We start from the raw sequence: 17,615 nt of genomic DNA on the forward strand, positions 1-17,615 counted from the left end.
GGCCCCCGAGGCCCAGGCCACAGTGTCCGGGCGCACGCCCTCTCGCGTGATCGCCCCGGCCGCCGGCGACGAGGCCGCGTGCCCGCGCCCGGCGCGACGCGTCCGCGGCCCGGCCGGCGTGGTCCGCGGGATGGCGAGGCATCACCCGCGGGTTCAGTGCGCGGAACCGGAGATCTGCAACCCGACCACGCCCACGATGACCAGCGTGATCGACACGATCTTCAGCACTGACACGATGTCACCGAGGAACGCCATGCCGTAGATCGCGGTGCCCGCCGCGCCGATGCCGGTCCAGACCGCGTACGCCGGCCCGACGTCGAGTTTCTTCAGCGACAGGGTGAGCAGGCCGAAGGAGCCGAGGGCGAAGACACAGAAGGCGACGGTCGGCCAGAGCCGGGTGAAGCCGTGCGAGAGCTTGAGGCAGACGGCGAACCCGGTCTCGAAGAGACCGGCGACCACCACCAGCAGCCAGGCCATCAGTTCCTCCGTCGTTCCCGCTGTTCCGTGTCCGCCGCGCCGCGCGCCGAACACGCCGCACTGTGCGTTTGTGCGCTGTCGATCATCACACAGCATGGCCGGAAACGGAGCCGGGAGTCGGCATCCGGTGCCGAGAACGGCGGGAACGGGCTCTCAGTCGCCCTCGCGCCGCTCCCGCGTGGCCAGCAGCCGCCGCAGCGAGTCCAGCCGGGCGGGCTCGGCGTGACCGGCGGCGACCCACGCGTCCAGCGCGCAGTCCGGTTCGTCGTGCGAACACGCCCGCGGGCACCCCTCGGTGCCCGGCTCCAGGTCGGGGAAGGCGTGGATCACCCGCGACGGATCGATGTGGGCGAGGCCGAAGGAGCGTACGCCCGGAGTGTCGATCACCCAGCCCGCGTCATCGGGCAGCGGCAGCGCCAGCGCCGAGGTGGTGGTGTGCCGGCCGCGGCCGGTCACCGCGTTCACCACGCCGGTGCTGCGCTGCCGCTTGACCAGCGCGTTCACCAGCGTGGTCTTGCCGACGCCGCTGTGCCCGACGAACGCGGTGACCCGCCCGGCCAGCCGCTCGCGGATCTGCTCCACCCCGCCGGTCAGGAAGTCCTCCTGGCTGGTCACCACGTACGCCAGATCCAACGTGCCGTATGTCTCCAGCAGCGGCTTCGCGGGCGCCAGGTCGGACTTGGTGAGCACCAGCAGCGGATCGAGCCCGGCGTCGTACGCCGCGACCAGGCAGCGGTCGATCATCCGCGGTCGCGGCTCGGGGTCGGCGAGCGCGGTGACGATGGCCAACTGGTCGGCGTTGGCGACCACGACCCGCTCGTACGGGTCGGTGTCGTCGGCCGTGCGGCGCAGCACCGAGGACCGCTCCTCGACCCGTACGATCCGCGCCAGCGTGTCCTTGGCGCCCGACAGGTCGCCGACCACCGCCACCCGGTCGCCGACCACCGCGGACTTGCGGCCCAGCTCGCGGGCCTTCATCGCGGTGACCTCGCGGTCGCCGACAAGTACGGTCAGCCGGCCGCGGTCCACGGTGAGCACCGTGCCCTCGGCGGCGTCCTCGTGCTTGGGGCGGATGCTGGTGCGCGGCCGGTTGCCCTTGGGGTTGGGACGGGTACGGATGTCGTCCTCGTCCGGGTTCTTGCCGTAGCGACGCATGGCAGGCCGTCAGCCCCGCCCCGCCGGGGTCGCGCCGGCCAGCATCGCGGTCCACAGGTCGGGGAAGTCGGGAAGCGTCTTGGCGGTCGTCGCCACGTTCTCCACCTCGACGCCGTCCACCACCAGGCCGAGGACGGCCGCCGCGGTGGCCAGCCGGTGGTCCTCGTAGGTGTGGAAGACACCGCCGTGCAGCCGCCGGGGGCGGATGCGCAGGCCGTCCTCGGTCTCGGTGACCTCACCGCCGAGCACGTTGATCTCCTTGGCCAGCGCGGCCAGCCGGTCGGTCTCGTGCAGTCGCAGATGGGCGATCCCGGACAGTTCGCTCGGGCCGTCGGCCAGCGCCGCGACCGCGGCGATCACCGGGGTCAGCTCGCCGACCTCGCGCAGGTCGGCGGTGAGGCCGCGGACCGTCCCCGTCCCCGAGAAGGTCAGGCCGCGCTCGCCCAGCTCGTACGTTCCACCCATCCGGGTGAAGATACCGCGCAGCGCGTCGCCCGGCTGGGTCGTACGGCGCGGCCAGCCGGGAACGGTGACCCGGCCGCCGGTGACCAGCGCGGCGGCCAGAAAGGGCGCCGCGTTGGACAGGTCGGGCTCCACCGTCAGATCGCGGCCGAGCAGCGCGCTGGGCGCGACCCGCCACACGTTGCGGGCGCCGCCGTCCTGCGGCGCGTCCACCTTGGCTCCCGCTATCCGCAGCATGTCCACGGTCATCCGGATGTGCGGCACCGAGGGGAGCGTCCGCCCGGTGTGCCGCAGTTCCAGGCCTTTGTTGAAGCGCGGCCCGGACAGCAGCAGCGCGCTGACGAACTGCGAGGAGGACGAGGCGTCCACGTCCACGCTGCCGCCGGCCAGCGACCCGGCGCCGTGCACGGTCAGCGGCAGTGAACCGCGGCCCTCGTCGTCGACCCGGGCACCGAGTACCCGCAGCGCGTCGATCACGCCGTGCAGCGGGCGCTCGTACGCCCGCGCGTCGCCCTCGAAGCGCACCACGCCGTCGGCGAGCGCGGCCACCGGCGGCAGGAAGCGCATCACCGTCCCCGCGTTGCCCACGTCGACGGTGGCCGGGCCGTGCAGCCCGGCCGGGATGATCCGCCAGGCCTCGCCGCCGTCGGGATTGACCGTCTCGTCGATCTGCACGCCCATCGTGCGCAGCGCGTCGGCCATGAGCACGGTGTCCCGGCTGCGCAGCGGGCGGCGTACCCAGCCGGGCTCGGTGGAGTGGGCGGCGAGCACCAGGGCGCGGTTGGTCACCGACTTCGAGCCGGGCACCGTGACGGTCGCGTCCACGGCACCGGACGCGGTCGGGGCCGGCCACAGGTCGATCTGCGCGGTGCTGTCGCTCATGGGGCCCAAGCGTAGTGGCTCGGGTACAAGGAGATGAGACGGCGAATCCGGCGAAACCTACTGGAAACAGGACGCTGCTACTCCCGGCCACTCCCCACTCACCCGGGCAGCAGCCACCGCGCCCCGCCGACCAGGCAACACAGCGCGACCGTGTAGAAGAGCAGCAGCCACAGCGCCGCCGGGGTGTGCGTGAGCCGTCCGAGCTGGTCGGCATCGGAGGCGCCGCTGCGGTCCCGGCGGCGGCCGCGCTGCAGCTCGGCGACCGGCCGCGCGCCTCCGACCAGCAGGAACCACACCACCAGGTAGGCGAACGCGGCCTGTACCTCGGCCTTGGTCAGCCACGACACCAGCAGGAACAGCGCACCGGTGAGCACCACCGTGACGGCGCCGTAGGCGTTGCGGATCATCACCAGCATGACCAGAAGCAGTGCGGTGGCGCCCCACAGCAGCGCGGTGATGTGCCCGGCGGCGAGCAGCGCGGCGCCGGCCAGCCCCAGCAGCGGTGGCGCGGTGTAGCCCGCGGCGGCGGTCAGCACCATGCCCAGACCGTGCGGCTTGCCGCGCGAGACGGTCAGGCCCGAGGTGTCGGAGTGCAGCCGTATGCCGTCCAGGCGCCGTCCGGTGACCAGTGCGACCAGACCGTGCCCGCCCTCGTGCGCGATGGTCACCGCGTTCCGGGTGATCCGCCACACGTCCCCCACCAGGACCGCCCCCAGCGCGAGCAGCGCCGTCACCCCGACCAGCCAGCGCGACGGGTCGGGCTGCGTGCCGGTCAGCCGGTCCCACATCTCGGTGATGCTCGCGACGTTCATCTGGCGCTCATTCCTTACGGTCCTTGCCCTGCGGGGTCACGGTCGTGGCAGTGTGGCAGCTATGTGCGGTCGATATGCGGCGAGCCGGAAACCAGAGGATCTCGCGGATCTCTTCGAGGTCCGCCAGTGGGACCCCACCGAGACCATCGCCCCCGATTGGAACGTCGCCCCGACGAAAGACGTGTACGCCGTACTGGACCGCCCGGTGCGGGACTCCGGTTCCACCGAGCCGGTCCGGCAGTTGCGGGTGCTGCGCTGGGGCCTGGTGCCGTCGTGGGCGAAGACCCCCGAGGGCGGGGCCCGGCTGATCAACGCGCGCGCCGAGACCGCCCTCGAGAAGCCGTCCTTCCGCCGGGCACTGACCGCCCGGCGCTGCCTGATACCCGCAGACGGCTACTACGAGTGGATGACCGCCGCCGAGGAGCGGAAGCTGGAGGAGCAGGGCAGGAGGAAGCGGACCCGCAAGCAGCCGTACTTCGTCACGCCGGCCGACGGCTCGGTGATGGCGATGGCGGGGCTGTACGAGTTCTGGCGCGACCCCACCCTGCCCGACGACCACCCGCGGGCGTGGTGGGTCACCTGCTCGGTGCTCACCACCGCCGCCGAGACCGGCGCGCTGGCCGGGTACGAGGGCCACGGCCCGCGCTCGCTGGCCGACATCCACCCGCGGATGCCGCTGATGATGACGCCGGACCGCTGGGACACCTGGCTCACCCCGGCCACCACGCACCCCGACGCGCTGCAGGAGCTGCTGGGCGCCCCGCCGGAGGGCCTGATGCGGGCCTTCCCGGTCGGCACGGCCGTCAGCAGCGTGCAGAACAACGGTCCGGAGCTGGTGGAGCCGCTTCCGGCACCGGAGGAGGAGACGCTGTTTTGACGCACCGGAACGACCCGCGGGAGGAGCTCGTCGCCACTCCGGCCGGCGACGCCCGGATCACCTGGCACCACGCCACCGGCACGCCCCGCAGCGTGCTCGCCCTCGGGCACGGCGCCGGCGGCGGCGTCCAGGCCCGCGACCTGGTGGCCCTGGCCGCCGCGCTGCCCGCCCGCGGGGTGACCGTGGCGCTGGTCGAGCAGCCGTGGCGGGTGGCGGGCAGGAAGCTCGGGCCGGCGCCGAAGACGCTGGACGCCGGGTGGACCGGGCTGTGGCCGGCGCTGGCCGGGCCGGGGCTGCCGGTGGTGGCGGGCGGACGCAGCGCCGGGGCGCGGGTCGCCTGCCGTACCGCGGGGCGACTCGGCGCCGCCGCGATCGTGGCGCTGGCCTTCCCGCTGCACCCGCCGGGCAAGCCGGAGAAGTCCCGCGCGCAGGAGCTGGTCGAGGGCGCGGCGGCCTGCCCGCTGCTCACCGTGCAGGGCGGCAACGACCCGTTCGGGCGGCCCGGGGAGTTCCCCGAGGGACACGAGCCGGTGGAGGTGCCCCACGGCGACCACGGCTTCGCGGTGCCCAAGCGGGCGGACCTCACCCAGGAGGCGGCGCTGGCGCTGCTGACCGGCGCGGTCACCGACTGGCTGGCCGGGCTCGGACATGCATCCGCTCGCCCTGGCGGCCGAAGAGGCTGAGCACCTCCACCGGCTCCGGCCCGGCCGGGCCGAACCAGTGCGGCAGCCGGGTGTCGAACTCCGCCGCCTCTCCCGCGCGCAGCTCCAGGTCCCGTTCCCCGAGCAGCAGCCGCAGGCGGCCGGAGAGCACGTACAGCCACTCGTAGCCCTCGTGGGCGCGCTGCTCGGCGGGCGGCGGCGACGGGTCGATGATCAACTTGTACGCCTGCAGGGCCCCCGGCCGGCCGGTGAGCGGGATCACCGTCATCCGGGCCAGGCGGCGCGGCACCGCCCGCACCCGCGGATCGCCCACCTCGGGGGCGCCGACCAGCTCGTCCAGCGGCATCCGGTGGGCGCGGGCCAGCGGCAGCAGCAGCTCCAGGGAGGCCTTGCGCTGCCCGGACTCCAGGCGGGACAGCGTGCTCACCGAGATCCCGGTCACCGCCGAGAGCGCCGCCAGCGTCACCCCGCGCTCCAGCCGCGCCGCCCGCAGCCGCGGACCCACCTCCGCCAGGGTCCGCCGCACGTCCGCGCTCAGCTCGCTCATGTGTCCCATTTTGCCAGCCTGGCACATGCCTCTTGCCGAAATCGCGGACACGTCTCGTCCCGGGGAATGACGACAGCGGTGGCGGTGTTGTGCGGTGTGCAACACGTAAGCGCAGTGACGACGCATGGTGAGAGAGGCAAGCCGCATGGTTTCAGCCGCATGCCGACCGGACGCGGAGGCCACCGCAGCGCGGACGGCCGCGCGGCAGGCGGTGGCCGCGCCCTACGTGAACTGGTCCGAGTGGCCCTCGAAGGCCGAGCGCAAAGGCGGATCCCGCACGTCCGTCAACGGTGCAATATCCTCCCAGACGAGCGTGTCCGCTTTGGGACTCGCTGGCGTTTCTGAGGAGGTGGGTCCGGTCACCGGCACCGACGACAGCACGGCGGATACCGCGGGTGCGTCCGGTCAGGCGGCACAGGAGAGCGACGCTGAGCGCAGCGGGCGCTTCGAGCGGGATGCCCTGGGCTACCTCGACCAGATGTACTCGGCCGCGCTGCGGATGACCCGCAATCCGGCCGACGCGGAGGACCTGGTGCAGGAGACGTACGCGAAGGCGTACGCGTCCTTCCACCAGTTCCGAGAGGGCACCAACCTGAAAGCCTGGCTCTACCGCATTCTGACCAACAGCTTCATCAACTCCTACCGCAAGAAGCAGCGCGAGCCGCTGCGCAGCGGCTCGGAGGAGATCGAGGACTGGCAGCTGGCCCGCGCCGAGTCGCACATGTCCACCGGACTGCGGTCGGCGGAGGCGCAGGCTCTGGACCACCTGCCCGACTCCGACGTGAAGGAAGCCCTGCAGGCCATACCGGAGGAGTTCCGCATCGCGGTCTATCTCGCCGACGTGGAGGGCTTTGCGTACAAGGAGATCGCGGACATCATGGGTACGCCCATCGGCACGGTGATGTCCCGGCTGCACCGTGGGCGCCGGCAGTTGCGCGAACTGCTCGAGGACTACGCCCGCGACCGCGGGCTCGTACCGGCGGGCGCGGGAGACGAGAAGGGCGCGGAGTCATGAGTTGCGGCCACCCGCACGAGACGGACTGCTCAGAGGTGCTCGACCACCTCTACGAGTATCTCGACAACGAGATGTCCGCCGATTCCTGCGCGAAGTTCAAGGAGCACTTCGAGGAGTGCCATCCCTGCCTGGAGAAGTACGGGCTCGAACAGGCCGTGAAGAATCTGGTCAAACGCTGCTGCGGGTCGGACGACGTCCCCACGGACCTGCGGTCCAAGGTGCTGATGCGGATCGAGATGATCAGGTCCGGCCAGGCGGTGCCCGAGCTGGACGCCTTCACCGAGGCCCCCTCGGCCTGACGCTCCCGCGTCACGCGTCTGCCCGACGCTTCCGCGTGTCACCCGTGCGGGTGAGCGCCGACGCCCCCCTGCCACGTAGACGGGCGCGGCCCTGTCCTCCCGAGTCCGAAACGGCACCGGGACGGTTCGGGCCGCGCCCGTTGGCACACCTCCCACCTGGGCATGGTTGGATGCCCGTGGGGATGGCAAGGAGGTCCGGTGAGGACCGCGCGACTCGGCCGGAGGATCCGGTTCCGGACAGGGGGATCGGGGCTGTGGACAACCGGGCTGAGACAACAGACAGAATGTGCAAGGTTGGTGTCGTATGGGGGGACGTGTTCGGGGTGCGGGAAGGCGACGTCCTGGCAGTGGTCGGCTGAGCGGGCAGGCGGGTAACGACGTTGAAGATCTTCGGAAGAGTGCGGCACCGGCCGTCGCCCACCTGGCGCCAGGCCACCGACCGGGCGTTCTCGCTGATCGACGACGGCCGCTACGAGGACGCGGGCGCACTGCTCACGCGCGCCGCCGACCTGGAGCCGTGGCTGTCGGAGTCCTGGTACAACCTCGCCCTGCTGCACAAGTTCCGGCACGACTGGACGCAGGCCCGGATCGCCGGGCTGCGCGCCGTCGCGCTGCTGGACCGCCCGGTCGGCGCCCCCGACTGGTGGAACCTGGGCATCGCCGCCACCGCGCTCCAGGACTGGCCGCTGGCCCGCCGCGCCTGGCAGGCGTACGGCCTGCGCATGCCCGCCGGCACCGCGGGCCGGATCGGCGAGGAGTCCGCCCGGCTGCCGCTGGGCAGCGCCGCGGTACGGCTGTCCCCCGAGGGCGAGGCCGAGGTGGTGTGGGGCCGCCGGCTCGACCCGGCCCGGACAGAGGTGCTCTCCATCCCGCTGCCGTCCTCCGGCCGCCGCTGGGGCGAGGTCGTACTGCACGACGGCGTCCCGCACGGCGAGCGGGCCACCCCCGACACCTCGGGCGGCGCGGTCTACCCGGTCTTCGACGAGATCGAGCTGTGGGCGCCGTCCCCGGTCCCCACCTGGCTGGTACTGCTGGAGGCCGACACCGAGGCCGACCGGGACGCGCTGGAGCGGCTGGCCGCCGAGGCCGGTTACGCGGCCGAGGACTGGTCCTCCTCGGTACGGTTGCTCTGCCGCAGCTGCTCGGAGAGCCGGATGCCCACCGACGACGGCTCGCTGGCCACCCGCGACCCGCACGACCAGGGCGAACCCGGGCACCCCGGCCACCTCAGCCATCTCAGCCACGGCAGCGAGGGCCCGCACTGGTCCCCGGAGCGCGAGTGCGGGATCGCGGCCCCCGCCCCCCTGGTCCGCGGCCTGCTGGACGGCTGGGTGGCCGACAGCCCGGACACACGCGACTGGCGGGACCTGGAAGAGGTCTGCTGAACGGCCCTTTGTTGGCTCGGTTCGCCTCCGGGCGCTGGGTCCGGTGTCGACGGTCGATCGTGCTCGGTCCCTGGTGCCTCGGGATCTGCGCGCGTTCTCCCTTTCGGCACCGGCGCGCCCTTTGGCTCACTCGCCGCGGCTTGCCCTCTTGCCTCGGCCCGTACCCTGGGAAGGATCATTTACGTTCCCGGAAGGCGTACGGCGCAGATGTCCCAGCAGCAGACCGAGCAAGGCCACGAGTTCTACGACGACGTCACGGACGCCGAGGCGCGCGAGCAGGCGTACCGCGAGCGCGGCACCGTCCGCCCGATCACCGTGGTCGGCAACCCGGTGCTGCACCGGGAGTGCGAGGACGTCACCACCTTCGACGCCGGGCTGGCCGCGCTGATCAACGACATGTTCGCCAGCCAGCGCGCCGCCGAGGGCGTGGGCCTGGCCGCCAACCAGATCGGCGTCGACCTCAAGGTCTTCGTCTACGACTGCCCGGACGACGACGGCGTCCGGCACGTCGGCGTGGTGTGCAACCCGGTGCTGGAGGAACTGCCCGCGGACCAGCGGCGGTTGGACGACTCCAACGAGGGCTGCCTGTCCGTGCCCGGCGCCTACATGGAACTCGCCCGCCCCGACTACGCAGTGGTCCGTGGCCAGGACGCCGACGGCAACCCCGTCCGGGTCCACGGCACCGGCTACTTCGCCCGCTGCCTCCAGCACGAGACCGACCACCTCTACGGGCGCCTCTACATCGACCGCCTCTCCAAGCGCGACCGCAGGGACGTCCTGCGCCAGATGGCCGAGGCCACGCCGAATTTCGAGACGGTTCCCAACGACTGAGCGAGCCCGTCCCGGGTGGCTGTCGAGCCAAAGGCCGCGCCGGTGCCGAAAGGGAGGGCGCGCGCTGATCGTGAGGAACGAGCGATCGAGCACGGTCGACCTCGCCCGGGCTTCGTCCGGCGGGACCGCCGGACACCGGGTCCAACGAGCGGAGGCGAGACAGCGGCAAACGAAGCGGCCCGGGACGGACTCGGACGACTCAGAAGTCCTCGTCCAGGGCCACCGAGCCCTTCACGGCGACCTGGTACGCGGACGGCCGGCGCTCGAAGAAGTTGGTGAGCTCCTGCACGCCCTGCAACTCCATGAAGGAGAAGGGGTTCTGCGAGCCGTACACCGGCGGGAAGCCGAGCCGTACGAGCCGCTGGTCGGCGACGCACTCCAGATAGTCGCGCATCGACTCGGTGTTCATCCCGGGCAGCCCGTCCCCGCACAGGTCCCGCCCGAACTGCAACTCCGCCTCGACCGCCTCCCGCAGCATGTCGGTGACCTGCTGACGCAGCTCGTCGTCGAACAGCTCCGGCTCCTCCTTGCGTACGGTGTCCACCACGTCGAACGCGAAGCTCATGTGCATGGTCTCGTCGCGGAACACCCAGTTCGTGCCGGTGGCCAGGCCGTGCAGCAGCCCGCGCGAGCGGAACCAGTAGACGTAGGCGAAGGCGCCGTAGAAGAACAGGCCCTCGATGCAGGCGGCGAAGCAGACGAGGTTGAGCAGGAAGCGCCGGCGGTGCTCACGGGAGGTGAGACGGTCGACGGTTTCCACCGAGTCCATCCAGCGGAAGCAGAACTGGGCCTTCTCACGGATGGAGGGGATGTTCTCGACCGCGGAGAAGGCGGCCGCCCGGTCGTCGGGGTCGGGGAGGTAGGTGTCGAGCAGGGTCAGATAGAACTGGACGTGGACGGCCTCCTCGAAGAGCTGGCGGCTCAGGTACAGGCGCGCCTCGGGGGAGTTGATGTGCCGGTAGAGGGTGAGCACCAGGTTGTTGGCGACGATGGAGTCGCCGGTGGCGAAGAAGGCGACCAGGCGGCCGATCAGGTGCTGCTCGGCGGGGGTGAGCCGGGCCAGGTCGGCGAGGTCGGAGTGCAGGTCCACCTCCTCGACGGTCCAGGTGTTCTTGATGGCGTCGCGGTAGCGCTCGTAGAAGTCGGGGTAGCGCATCGGGCGCAGGGTGAGTTCGAAGCCCGGGTCGAGCAGGTTCTTGTCCACCGCGTTCTTTTCCACGGCGGGGGCGGGGGCAGGGGACGTCATTACTGGCAGGCCTCGCAGGACTCGGGGTTTTCCAGGGAGCAGGCGACCGCGTCGGGGCCGGCGGTCACCGGTACGGGGAGGGCGGGGGCGGAGTCGGCCGGGACGTGGGCCACGGCCTGGGCCTGGGCCGCGCGGGCGATCCGGGTGGCGGGCCGGGAGCGCAGGTAGTACGTGGTCTTCAGGCCCCGCTTCCAGGCGTAGGCGTACATCGAGCTGAGCTTGCCGATGGTCGGCGTCTCCAGGAAGAGGTTGAGCGACTGGCTCTGGTCGAGGAAGGGCGTACGGGCCGCCGCCATGTCGATCAGGGCGCGCTGCGGGATCTCCCAGGCCGTGCGGTACAGCTCGCGCACCTCCGCCGGGATCCAGCCGAAGCCCTGTACCGAGCCGTTCGCGTCCCGCAGCGCCTCCCGCGAGGTCGCGTCCCACACACCGAGCCGCTTCAGGTCCGCCACCAGATACGAGTTGACCTGCAGGAACTCCCCGGACAGCGTCTCGCGCTTGAAGAGGTTGGAGACCTGCGGCTCGATGCACTCGTACGCGCCCGCGATCGACGCGATGGTCGCGGTCGGGGCGATGGCCAGGAGCAGCGCGTTGCGCATGCCGGTGGCGGCGACCCGTTCGCGCAGCGCGGCCCACCGCTGCGGCCAGTGGAACGCGACGCCGTAGTGGTCGGGGTGCAGTACGCCCGCGGCGGTGCGGGTCCGGTCCCAGGCGGGCAGCGGGCCGTTCACCTCGGCCAGGTCGCACGAGGCCTCGTACGCGGCCAGCATGATCCGCTCCGCGATCCGGGTGGAGAGCTCCTTCGCCTCGGGCGAGTCGAAGGGCAGCCGCAGCCGGAAGAACACGTCCTGGAGGCCCATCACGCCCAGGCCCACCGGGCGCCACGTGGCGTTGGACCGGCCCGCCTCCTCGGTGGGGTAGTAGTTGATGTCCACCACCCGGTCGAGGAAGGTCACGGCGGTGCGGACGGTCGCGTCCAGGCGCTCCCAGTCGATGGCGCCGTCGTACGGGGCGCCGGGCGTTTCCGGTGCGTCCGCTGTTTCCGGAGCGTCCGGGACGACGAAGGCGCCGAGGTTGACCGAGCCGAGGTTGCACACCGCGGTCTCGGAGTCGTCGGTGACCTCCAGGATCTCCGTGCACAGGTTGGAGGAGTGCACGGTACGGCCCGGCCCGGCGGTCTGGTTGGCCGTACGGTTCGCGGCGTCCTTGAAGGTCATCCAGCCGTTGCCGGTCTGCGCGAGGGTACGCATCATCCGGCCGTACAACTCGCGCGCCGGGATGGTGCGCTGCGCCAGACCGGCCGCCTCCGCCGCCCGGTACGCGGCGTCGAAGCCGTCCCCCCACAGGTCGACCAGTTCCGGCACGTCGGACGGCGAGAAGAGCGACCACTGGGCGTCGGCCTCGACGCGGCGCATGAACTCGTCGGGGACCCAGTGCGCGAGGTTGAGGTTGTGGGTGCGCCGGGCGTCCTCACCGGTGTTGTCGCGCAGTTGCAGGAACTCCTCGATGTCGGAGTGCCAGGTCTCCAGGTAGACCGCGGCGGCGCCCTTGCGCCGGCCGCCCTGGTTGACCGCGGCCACCGAGGCGTCGAGGGTCTTCAGGAACGGCACGATGCCGTTGGAATGCCCGTTGGTGCCGCGGATCAGCGAGCCGCGGGAGCGGATCCGGGAGTACGACAGGCCGATGCCGCCCGCGTGCTTCGACAGCCGCGCCACCTGCTGATAGCGCTGGTAGATCGAGTCCAGCTCGTCCAGCGGGGAGTCCAGCAGGTAGCACGAGGACATCTGGGGGTGCCGGGTCCCGGAGTTGAACAGGGTGGGGGAGCTGGGCAGGTATTCCAGCGCGCTCATCAGCCGGTACAGGGCGGCCACTTCGTCCACGGCCTGCGGCGCGGGGGTACCTCTGGAGCCGCCAGGCTCAGGGGGAGCGTCTCCGGCCAGCCCGGTGGCGACCCGCAGCATGAAGTGCTGCGGGGTCTCGATCACCTGCCGGGTGAGCGGGTGCCGCAGCAGATAGCGGCTGTAGAGGGTCCGCAGTCCGAAGTACCCGAACCGGTCGTCTGCGCCGTCGGCCAGTGCCTGCTCGACCAGTGCGTCCAGCCGGGCCGCGTGCAGCGACGCGAAGGCGGCCGTACGGTCGGCGATCAGACCCTCGCGGTGGCCGACCGCGATCGACGCCGAGAACGACACGGCGCCCTGGCCCGCCGCCTCGTCGGCGACCGTACGGGTCAGCAGTCGGGCCGCCAGCCGGGAGTACGCCGGGTCCTCGGAGATCAGCCCGGCTGCGGACTCGGTGGCCAGGGCCCGCAGTTCCGCGGCGTCGGCCCCGGCGCTGCGGCCGCGCAGCGCGGCGGCGGCCACCCGGCCTGGATCGGTGTCGGGGAGGTCGGCGGTGAGGGCGACCAGGTGACGCAGGAGTGCGGCTCCGGCGGTGCTCTCGGGTTCGGCTGCCTCGGATGTTTCGGCTGAATCGGCTGCTTGAACCGGAGCGGGGGCTGCGGGCGCGATGGTCACGGGTGATGCTCTCCCTCGTAGCGGCGGTGGCCGCGCGAGGGAAGCGGGCAGGGTACGGCGATGCGTGCGGGCATACCGGACCGCGTCCGCCGGCCCAATCCGCGAGGCCCGGACAACTGCGCTCGCACGCGGCGAACGCCCTACCGGCAGGCGATCGGGCTGCGCGGGCACGCCGAAACGCACCCGCTCACCGTTGCGGGGCAGCGCCGGATTTCCACCGGCTTCCCCTGCGGTAGCGAGCTTGAGCATACATGTTGTGGCTACAGGGTGCGGCGCCCCCATATCTTGTGTCGACCTTCTCTCTCGGGCTGCCGAGGCGACGGTTGGCGCAGCACACTCGGGCGCCGGTCCGCCTGCGTGCCGCGGCCTGGTCGGGCGGCCCGCTCGCAAGGGAGCCGAGGTGACCCGCGGGGACAGCCGTCAGCTGTCCCCGCACAGGGCACGTACCGGCGGTCGGCTGGAAGCCGGATACGTGCTCGCAGGTCAGGCCGTCGAGGCGGGGTTGCGGTACCGGTCTGGTCGTGTCGTGGACCGGGCACGGATTTTCCGGCGCTCGTACTCCTCCAGCACGCCGCCCAAGACCGTGCGTGACTTCGCTGAGAAGCTGCACGGCGTATACCTGTGACGAAAGGAGGCGGCAGTATGCGTGTCGGGATAACAGGGCACCGCGGCTTACCGGAGAAGTCAGCCGAGTTGGTGCGAGCGGCGACCACCGACGAGTGCCCGAGAGCCCGAAGCCACGTCGACCGCTGGACCGGCCGACGCCGCAGGCGTACCGCCGCGCCTTCCGCGGCCGGGGGCAGGATCACCGTCTGACGCCGTGCTGCGGAAAGCCCCGGCTCCGGGCCGCGGACCCGCACCCCGGGTGCGGAAGAGCATGCCCCCGGGGTGCGGGAAGAGCTACGCCCCGGCCGGTTCCGGGAGGCCCGGGGACACGCCCGGCTCCTCGGTGGGCGGCCGCGCCGGCTCGGCGGCCTCGGCAACGTAGTCGTCCCGCGCGGTCTCGTCGACGCCCGCCGGCGCCCGCAGCGCCTTGAGGACGACGGTGAGCACCACCACGACACCGATGTTGAGCACGAAGGCGGTCAGGCCGATGTAGCCCTTCTCGCCGATGCCCGGGATGATGTCCGCGTTCCCGCCGAAGTGCGCCTGCGTGGGGCTGGACTGCTCGTACGCCTTCCAGGTCCCGTACGCCATGCCCGCCGCCCAGCCGGCCAGCAGCGCCCAGCGGTGGAACCAGCGGGTGAACAGGCCGCCGACGATGGCCGGGAGGGTCTGCACGATCCAGATGCCGCCCAGGAGCTGGAAGTTGATCGCCACCGTCTTGTCCATGGTCAGGACGAAGGCCAGCGCGCCGACCTTCACCAGCAGCGACACCACCTTGGAGACCGCGGTCTCCTGCGCGGGCGTGGCGTCCGGTTTGATCAGGTCCTTGTAGATGTTGCGGGTGAACAGGTTCGCCGCCGCGATGGACATGATCGCGGCGGGAACCAGCGCGCCGATGCCGATCGCCGCGAAGGCCACCCCGGCGAACCAGGACGGGAACATGTTCTCGAAGAGCTGCGGGATGGCCAGCTGCGCGTTGTAGCCCTTGACGCCCTTGCCGACGCCGTCGGCGATGGCCATGAAGCCGAGCATCGCCAGCAGACCGAGCATCAGGGAGTACAGCGGCAGCACGGTGGTGTTGCGGCGGATCGTGTTGCGGCTCCGGCTGGACAGCACGGCCGTCACCGAGTGCGGATAGAGGAAGAGCGCCAGCGCCGAGCCCATCGCGAGCGTGGCGTACGCCCATTGGGCCTGCGGCGCCGGGACCAGTGAGCCGCGCGGCTTGCCGGTGCTGGGACTGGTGGCCTGGTACGCGGCGTCGGCCTTGCCGAACACGTCGTCGAACCCGCCCAGCTTGTACGGGATGTAGATGATCGCCACCACGATGACGATGTAGATCAGCGCGTCCTTGACGAAGGCGATCAGCGCGGGCGCCCGCAGACCGGAGGAGTACGTGTACGCGGCCAGCACGCCGAAGGCGATGAGCAGCGGCAGGTCCTTGACGAACCAGTTGGTCGAGTCGCTGCCGCCTATGCCCAGCACGTCCAGGACGGCCTGGATGCCGACCAGTTGGAGGGCGATGTACGGCATGGTGGCGAGGATGCCGGTGAGCGCGACCGCCACCGACAGGCTCCTGGAGCCGAACCGCCCGCGGACGAAGTCCGACGAGGTCACGTAGCCGTGCTTGTGCGAGACCGACCACAGGCGCGGCAGGAAGAGGAAGACCAGCGGGTAGACGATGACCGTGTACGGGACCGCGAAGAAGCCCGCCGCGCCCGCGCCGTAGATCACGGCCGGCACGGCGACGAAGGTGTACGCGGTGTAGATGTCGCCGCCGAGCAGGAACCAGGTGACCCAGGGCCCGAAACTCCTTCCGCCCAGGCCCCATTCGTCCAGGTGCAGCGCGTTCTCCGCGCGCCGCCAGCGCGCGGCGAGGAAGCCCATCACCGTGACGACGAGGAAGAAGAAGACGAAGACGCCGAGGGCGACGCCGTTGACGCCGTCCTTCATCGGGCCCCACCTTCCTTACGGGCGCGCTCCTCGGCCCGTACCAGGACGTACGCGGCGTACGTCAGCGCGGCGCCCACCGGCACCCAGGCGAGCTGGTACCAGTAGAAGAACGGGATCCCGATGAACTCGGGTGTGAGGCGGGAGTAGGAGTCGACCCACAGCAGGGCGACGAACGGAATGACCAGGCAGATCCCGGCGAGTGCCCGCCGGGGGGTGATGACCGGCGTCTTCGCCGGCTGATCTTCGGACATACGTACTGCTCCGTCCCCTAGAGCTACGTCTGTTGCGCGCGTGAATCTAGGGGATGGCGGGGACGGCCGTCACTACGTGTGCGTAGGCCGATCGGCCCAAGCGGTCAGGTGTGTCACCCTCTGGGGCGGCTCAGCCGGGCCACGAACTTGTACCGGTCGCCGCGGTACACCGACCGCACCCACTCCACCGGCTCGCCGGTGGTGTCGATGGAGTGCCGGGAGAGCATCAGCATGGGCAGGCCCACGTCGGTGCCGAGCAGTCCGGCCTCGCGCGGCGTGGCCAGCGACGTTTCGATCGTCTCCTCGGCCTCGGCGAGGCGCACGTCGTAGACCTCGGCCAGGGCGGTGTAGAGCGAGCTGTGCTTGGCGAGGCTGCGGCGCAGCGCCGGGAAGCGCTTGGCGGACAGGTGGGTGGTCTCGATGGCCATCGGTTCGCCGTTGGCGAGCCGCAGCCGCTCGATGCGCAGCACCCGGCCGCCGGCCTTCATGTCGAGCAGTCCGGCGAGCCGGTCGTCGGCGGTGATGTAGCCGATGTCCAGGAGCTGCGAGGTGGGTTCGAGGCCCTGGGCGCGCATGTCCTCGGTGTACGAGGTGAGTTGGAGCGCCTGGGAGACCTTGGGCTTGGCGACGAAGGTGCCCTTGCCCTGGATGCGTTCGAGGCGTCCCTCGACGACGAGTTCCTGCAGCGCCTGCCGGACGGTGGTGCGGGAGGTGTCGAACTCGATGGCCAGGGTGCGTTCCGGGGGGACCGGGGTGCCGGGGGGCATGGTCCGGGTGATGTCCAGCAGGTGGCGCTTGAGCCGGTAGTACTTGGGCACGCGGGCGGTGCGGCCCGCGGTGCCGTTCCCCGTGGTCTCCGTCGCCGTGCCCGCGTCGCTTTCCATGACGTCCACTCCCGACTGGTGTCGCGCTGCCGTCACCGGCTCCTCCGTGTCATCGCGGCTCACATGGTGGCATGGGCCGCTCCGGCGCAAGGAGGCGGTACGCGCCCGGGTCCTGCCGGGTGTCGGTCCGGTAACAGCCGCGACGCGGGCTCTTGCGCACCCTTGACACCCTCAAAGGTCCAGGCCAAGCTCCCGGTGTTGGTCTAAACCATTAACGGCAGCCCCAGACCCACGGGCAGAACGCTGCTGAGGCGTGCTCCGTTGCAGCCGTCATTTCGGGCGGTGGGGGGAGTTTCGGGCACATCCTTGAGGAGGGTGACGTGAGGCGCACGTCATGGCGCACGAGAAGGCCGGCCTGCTCTACGGCAACAGGTGGGAGGCGGGCAGCGTCATCACCCCGCCGACCGGCAACGCCGGGCTCAAGGACGTCATCAGGACGGCCGGCACGCCCGGCCCCAACGGCAAGGCGTTACCGTCCTTCATCGGCGGCTCCGACCTCGCGGTGGTGGCCAGGTCCAAGGTCCAGGACCCGGCCAAGGAGTTCATCGCCGACTGCACCAGTGAGAAGAACCCGGCGGTCCTGGTCATGAGCGTGTGGCTGCTGAACTTCACCACGCAGCGCGGGACCGACTACGGCGCTCTCATGGCGGGCTCGATTCTGATCGCGCTCCCCGTGGTGATCTTCTTCCTCTTCGTCCAGCGCAAGGTTGCCTCCGGTCTGACGGCCGGAGCGGTGAAGGGATGACCGTCATGTCCAGCGA

The 17,615-nt window shown here is 71.4% G+C and carries 17 protein-coding genes, 1 pseudogene and 1 riboswitch; of the genes and pseudogenes, 8 read left to right on the forward strand and 10 right to left on the reverse strand.

Annotated elements, in window-relative coordinates; genetic code table 11:
- Positions 1-153 precede the first annotated feature (153 nt).
- The 4 genes from VIW71_RS04535 to VIW71_RS04550 form a co-directional block, all read right to left on the reverse strand.
- A complete protein-coding gene (locus VIW71_RS04535) occupies positions 154-477 on the reverse strand; it encodes a DMT family transporter (RefSeq protein WP_331620648.1) in 324 nt (107 codons plus the stop codon).
- Positions 478-630: 153 nt separating this feature from the next.
- On the reverse strand, positions 631-1,632 hold the full coding sequence (gene rsgA, locus VIW71_RS04540) for a ribosome small subunit-dependent GTPase A (protein WP_331620649.1): 1,002 nt from the start codon (positions 1,630-1,632) through the stop codon (positions 631-633).
- A 9-nt stretch (positions 1,633-1,641) separates the two neighbouring features.
- The gene (gene aroA, locus VIW71_RS04545) at positions 1,642-2,976 is read right to left on the reverse strand and encodes a 3-phosphoshikimate 1-carboxyvinyltransferase (RefSeq protein WP_331620650.1); all 1,335 of its coding nucleotides are present in this window, start codon (positions 2,974-2,976) and stop codon (positions 1,642-1,644) included.
- Positions 2,977-3,074: 98 nt separating this feature from the next.
- Positions 3,075-3,788, reverse strand: coding sequence for a M50 family metallopeptidase (locus VIW71_RS04550; RefSeq protein WP_331620651.1), 714 nt, complete (start codon positions 3,786-3,788; stop codon positions 3,075-3,077).
- Between the two features lie 61 nt (positions 3,789-3,849).
- On the opposite strand from VIW71_RS04550, the gene VIW71_RS04555 reads away from it, so the two are divergent.
- Both VIW71_RS04555 and VIW71_RS04560 read left to right on the forward strand, forming a co-directional pair.
- Positions 3,850-4,665 (forward strand): SOS response-associated peptidase, encoded by an 816-nt coding sequence (locus tag VIW71_RS04555; protein ID WP_331620652.1) that lies wholly within the window; start codon positions 3,850-3,852, stop codon positions 4,663-4,665.
- Positions 4,662-5,348, forward strand: a complete 687-nt coding sequence (locus VIW71_RS04560) for an alpha/beta family hydrolase (protein ID WP_331620653.1) — start codon at positions 4,662-4,664, stop codon at positions 5,346-5,348. The genes VIW71_RS04555 and VIW71_RS04560 overlap by 4 nt, the downstream gene beginning before the upstream one ends.
- Here the strand turns inward: VIW71_RS04560 and VIW71_RS04565 are convergent.
- Positions 5,287-5,874: a helix-turn-helix domain-containing protein gene (locus tag VIW71_RS04565; protein WP_331620654.1), complete on the reverse strand. Its 588-nt coding sequence runs from the start codon at positions 5,872-5,874 to the stop codon at positions 5,287-5,289. The genes VIW71_RS04560 and VIW71_RS04565 overlap by 62 nt on opposite strands.
- A gap of 349 nt (positions 5,875-6,223) precedes the next feature.
- Between VIW71_RS04565 and VIW71_RS04570 the strand changes: the two genes are divergently transcribed.
- From VIW71_RS04570 to def, 4 genes are all read left to right on the forward strand, one after another.
- A complete protein-coding gene (locus VIW71_RS04570; RefSeq protein WP_414720653.1) occupies positions 6,224-6,889 on the forward strand; it encodes a sigma-70 family RNA polymerase sigma factor in 666 nt (221 codons plus the stop codon).
- Complete coding sequence (gene rsrA, locus VIW71_RS04575; protein WP_331620655.1) at positions 6,886-7,188, forward strand: mycothiol system anti-sigma-R factor; 303 nt, start codon at positions 6,886-6,888, stop codon at positions 7,186-7,188. Before VIW71_RS04570 ends, rsrA begins: the two co-directional genes overlap by 4 nt.
- Positions 7,189-7,568: 380 nt before the next feature.
- A complete protein-coding gene (locus VIW71_RS04580; protein ID WP_331620656.1) occupies positions 7,569-8,573 on the forward strand; it encodes a tetratricopeptide repeat protein in 1,005 nt (334 codons plus the stop codon).
- 207 nt (positions 8,574-8,780) lie between these two features.
- Positions 8,781-9,404, forward strand: a complete 624-nt coding sequence (def, locus tag VIW71_RS04585; RefSeq protein ID WP_331620657.1) for a peptide deformylase — start codon at positions 8,781-8,783, stop codon at positions 9,402-9,404.
- A gap of 199 nt (positions 9,405-9,603) precedes the next feature.
- Here the strand turns inward: def and VIW71_RS04590 are convergent, their stop codons facing one another.
- Together VIW71_RS04590 and VIW71_RS04595 are read right to left on the reverse strand one after the other, a co-directional pair.
- On the reverse strand, positions 9,604-10,650 hold the full coding sequence (locus VIW71_RS04590) for a ribonucleotide-diphosphate reductase subunit beta (protein ID WP_414720654.1): 1,047 nt from the start codon (positions 10,648-10,650) through the stop codon (positions 9,604-9,606).
- Positions 10,650-13,163 carry a ribonucleoside-diphosphate reductase subunit alpha gene (locus VIW71_RS04595; RefSeq protein WP_331620658.1) on the reverse strand — a complete coding sequence of 838 codons (2,514 nt, stop codon included), beginning with the start codon at positions 13,161-13,163 and terminating at the stop codon, positions 10,650-10,652. The genes VIW71_RS04590 and VIW71_RS04595 overlap by 1 nt, the downstream gene beginning before the upstream one ends.
- Positions 13,164-13,303: 140 nt before the next feature.
- Positions 13,304-13,399, reverse strand: a riboswitch (adenosylcobalamin-variant (AdoCbl-variant) riboswitch).
- 164 nt (positions 13,400-13,563) lie between these two features.
- Between VIW71_RS04595 and VIW71_RS04600 the strand changes: the two genes are divergently transcribed.
- Positions 13,564-13,788: a hypothetical protein gene (locus VIW71_RS04600; protein WP_331620659.1), complete on the forward strand. Its 225-nt coding sequence runs from the start codon at positions 13,564-13,566 to the stop codon at positions 13,786-13,788.
- Between the two features lie 275 nt (positions 13,789-14,063).
- On the opposite strand, the gene mctP is transcribed toward VIW71_RS04600, so the two are convergent.
- The 3 genes from mctP to VIW71_RS04615 form a co-directional block, all read right to left on the reverse strand.
- A complete protein-coding gene (mctP, locus tag VIW71_RS04605; protein WP_331620660.1) occupies positions 14,064-15,719 on the reverse strand; it encodes a monocarboxylate uptake permease MctP in 1,656 nt (551 codons plus the stop codon).
- The gene (locus VIW71_RS04610; RefSeq protein ID WP_331620661.1) at positions 15,716-15,970 is read right to left on the reverse strand and encodes a DUF3311 domain-containing protein; all 255 of its coding nucleotides are present in this window, start codon (positions 15,968-15,970) and stop codon (positions 15,716-15,718) included. Before VIW71_RS04610 ends, mctP begins: the two co-directional genes overlap by 4 nt.
- A 113-nt stretch (positions 15,971-16,083) precedes the next feature.
- The gene (locus tag VIW71_RS04615) at positions 16,084-16,854 is read right to left on the reverse strand and encodes a GntR family transcriptional regulator (protein ID WP_331620680.1); all 771 of its coding nucleotides are present in this window, start codon (positions 16,852-16,854) and stop codon (positions 16,084-16,086) included.
- A gap of 586 nt (positions 16,855-17,440) precedes the next feature.
- On the opposite strand from VIW71_RS04615, the pseudogene VIW71_RS04620 reads away from it, so the two are divergent.
- Positions 17,441-17,599, forward strand: a pseudogene (locus VIW71_RS04620) (carbohydrate ABC transporter permease); the annotation flags it as partial.
- Positions 17,600-17,615 lie beyond the last annotated feature (16 nt).

This window comes from Streptomyces sp. (assembly GCF_036524955.1).
Taxonomy (GTDB): domain Bacteria; phylum Actinomycetota; class Actinomycetes; order Streptomycetales; family Streptomycetaceae; genus Actinacidiphila.